Source organism: Caulobacter sp. S45, from assembly GCF_903642205.1.
Classification (GTDB): domain Bacteria; phylum Pseudomonadota; class Alphaproteobacteria; order Caulobacterales; family Caulobacteraceae; genus CAHJWH01.
The window spans coordinates 1-2,844 of the sequence record NZ_CAHJWH010000252.1; the positions used below are offsets into that span (position 1 = coordinate 1).

Genomic DNA, 2,844 nt, shown 5'->3' on the forward strand with positions numbered 1-2,844 from the left:
CCAGGCGCCTCGTCCGTTCGGCATCACCTTCCCAGGACGGCGCAAGAAGGAAGCCGCGCCGACGCTTCGCACCGTCATCCTGGCCTCGGTCACCGCCGGCGCCATCACGACAATGGGGGTGGGCGCCTACCTGCTCGGGGGCTCCGGCCACGACGGCAAGCCCGCCGTCGAAGTCGCCGCCATGGAGCCGCCGCCCACCGCCGCACCGCTTGAGACGCCTGCGGCGCCTGGCGCCGCCGCGTCCGTGCCGAACCTGGCGGTGGCCGTCTCGCCGCCCCTGGCCGTCGCCGCGCCCGCCAAGGCGCCGGCCGCAAAACACCTTGTGACGCCGGACGCCCCCGCGTCGGTGTCGGCCGCGTCTCCTGCGCCCATGCCGCTCAGGGCCACCGGCAAGGGCCTGTTCGCCAGCGCCGTCAGCCGCCTGGACAACGGCGACCTGACGGGGCTGCCGGACCTGCAGAAAGCGGCGGACCAGGGGAGCCCGGCCGCCCAATTCTACCTCGCGCGCCTCTACGAGGCCGGCGGTGCGGGGTTGAAGAAGGACCTGGGAGCGGCGCGCCAGTGGACCGCCCGGGCGGCGCAGAACGGCGACTCGGCCGCCATGTACAACCTCGCTTCCTACATGTACGCGGGCGATGGAGGAGCCAAGGACGTCCCCGGCGCCGCCACCTGGTTCCGCAAGGCCGCCGAGCACGGGGTGGTCAACGGCCAGTACAACATCGCCCAGCTCTATGAGAAGGGCTACGGCGTGCCGCAGAACAACGCCGAGGCCTACAAGTGGTATCTTGTGGCGGCCGGGTCCGGCGATACGGAGGCCCGATCCGCCGCCGACAGCCTGAAGGCCAGGATCGCCGCCGACGTCCAAGCCTCGGCCGAGCGCAGCGCCGCGCAGCTGCGCACCCAGCTGCCTGGCGGGGTCAAGACCGCGGCAGCGCAGCCCTGACGGGGACAAGCCTAAGACCTTGCCCATCGCCATGGAGCCCGCGCTCACGGCTCACGCGAAGGTGAGGCGCAGCCGCGCCGTTTCGAGCTAGACGGCAGACGATGCGCACGCCGGTCCTCCTCCCCCTGATCGCCGCGGGCGTGCTCGGCGGGTCTGCGGCGGCGGCCGGCGTACGGTCCCCCGTGGTGGTGGAGCTGTTCACCGCCCAGGGCTGCGCCTCGTGCCCCCAGGCCGACAAGATGCTGCAAGAGATCGCCACCCGCCGCGGCGTCATCGCCCTGATGCTGCCGGTGGACTATTGGGACTATCTCGGTTGGGCCGACACCTTCGCCGAGCCGGCCTACACCGAACGCCAGCGCGCCTACGCCCGCCGCCTGAAGGTGCGCGAGATCTACACGCCGGAGATCGTGGTGAACGGCCGCAAGGAGGCGCAGGGTCTCGACAAGGACGCGGTCGACGCCCTGATCCATGACGCCGCCCGCGACCTTGACGACGGTCCGCGCATCCAGATGCTGCGAGAGGGCGCGCGCGTGCGGGTCAGCGGCGGGGCGGGGCGGGCCGAGGTTTGGCTGGTGCGCTACGATCCGCAGGAGCACAGCGTGCGCGTCAAGACCGGCGACAACAAGGGCAAGCTGGTCCTCCAACGATACGTCGTGCGCCAGCTGACCCGGCTCGGCGGGTATTCGGTCGGCGTACGGACCTACGCGGTTCCCAAGGCCTTGATGGAGGGTCTATCCACCCTTGTGATGGTGCAGGGTGTGCGCGGCGGTCCCATCGAGGCCGTGACCAAGGGCTGAGTGCGGGTTTTCTTCCCCCTTTTGGGACAAAGAGGGTCAAGCCGCCCTTCGCGCCCGCCCCTGCATCAGGATCGACAGAACGTTCCCCAGCACCTGCGGCAGCTCGCGCCGGTTGACCACCTTGTCCACCATGCCGTGGTCCATCAGGTACTCGGCGCGCTGGAAGCCCTCGGGCAGGGTCTCGCGGATGGTCTGCTCGATCACCCGGGGGCCGGCGAAGCCGATCAGGGCGCCGGGCTCGGCGAGGTGCACATCGCCGAGCATGGCGTAGCTGGCCGTCACCCCGCCGGTGGTGGGGTCGGTCAGCACGACGACATAGGGCAGCCGCGCGGCCTTCAGCTGCTGGATGGCGAGCGTCGTGCGCGCCATCTGCATCAGGCTGAGCGCGCCCTCCTGCATGCGTGCGCCGCCCGCCGCGGTGAAGGCCACCAGGGGGGCGGCGCGCTCCAGCGCGGTCTCGGCGGCCTTGATGAAGCCCTCCCCCGCCGCCATCCCCAGCGAGCCGCCCATGAAGGCGAAGTCCTGCACCATGGCCACCGCGGGCGTGCTGTGGATCTCGCCGAACCCGATGGCCACCGTGTCCCGCGCGCCGGTGGCTTGGCGGGCGGCGGAGAGCCGGTCCGGATAGGGCTTCTGGTCCACGAAGCCCAGCGGGTCCTCATGGACCTCGGGCGGAGTGATCGTCTCGTAGCGGCCCTCGTTGAAGGTGAAGCGAAAGCGCAAGGTCGGCCCGATGCGCATGTGATGGCCGGATGGCGTGATCCACAGGGCGCCGTCCAGGTCGGCCCGGTAGATCATCTCCCCGGTCTCAGGGCACTTGACCCACAGGTTGTCCGGGGTGTCCTTGCGCTGGACCAGGCTGCGCACGCCGGGCGCGATCTTGGACAGCCAGCCGGCGCCGCGGCGGTGGCGCTCGGCCGGTGCTGCGGCCTTGATGTCTTCGACGGCTTTGATGGGGGGCGGATCGCTCATCGGCTGGCTTCAGTCTCCAGCGCCTCGGCCGGGAGGGTGCGGGCGCCGCGGACGGCGTGCGAAAGCGCACGCGCCGTGGCGAGCACGCGCGGGGCGGGCATGGCGCCAGCAGCCGTCGCCGCCACGATCTCA

3 protein-coding genes are annotated in these 2,844 nt (G+C 71.4%); 2 read left to right on the forward strand and 1 reads right to left on the reverse strand.

All coding sequences use genetic code 11. The features are described 5' to 3' along the window. The coding region (locus HUV06_RS15680) for a tetratricopeptide repeat protein (RefSeq protein ID WP_174302173.1) at window positions 1–943 on the forward strand (943 nt) is incomplete at its 5' end. A 101-nt stretch (window positions 944–1,044) separates the two neighbouring features. After that, a complete protein-coding gene (locus tag HUV06_RS15685; RefSeq protein ID WP_174302174.1) occupies window positions 1,045–1,740 on the forward strand; it encodes a thioredoxin family protein in 696 nt (231 codons plus the stop codon). Window positions 1,741–1,776: 36 nt separating this feature from the next. On the opposite strand, the gene HUV06_RS15690 is transcribed toward HUV06_RS15685, so the two are convergent. Beyond that, window positions 1,777–2,712, reverse strand: a complete 936-nt coding sequence (locus tag HUV06_RS15690; RefSeq protein WP_174302175.1) for an acetyl-CoA carboxylase carboxyltransferase subunit beta — start codon at window positions 2,710–2,712, stop codon at window positions 1,777–1,779. Window positions 2,713–2,844: the final 132 nt, after the last annotated feature.

What these genes read in the sequence shown, in the direction of transcription:
- HUV06_RS15685 (WP_174302174.1), top strand. Translation starts at nt 1,045, where the DNA reads ATGCGCACGCCGGTCCTCCTCCCCCTGATCGCCGCGGGCGTGCTCGGC.
- HUV06_RS15690 (WP_174302175.1), bottom strand. Translation starts at nt 2,712, where the DNA reads ATGAGCGATCCGCCCCCCATCAAAGCCGTCGAAGACATCAAGGCCGCA.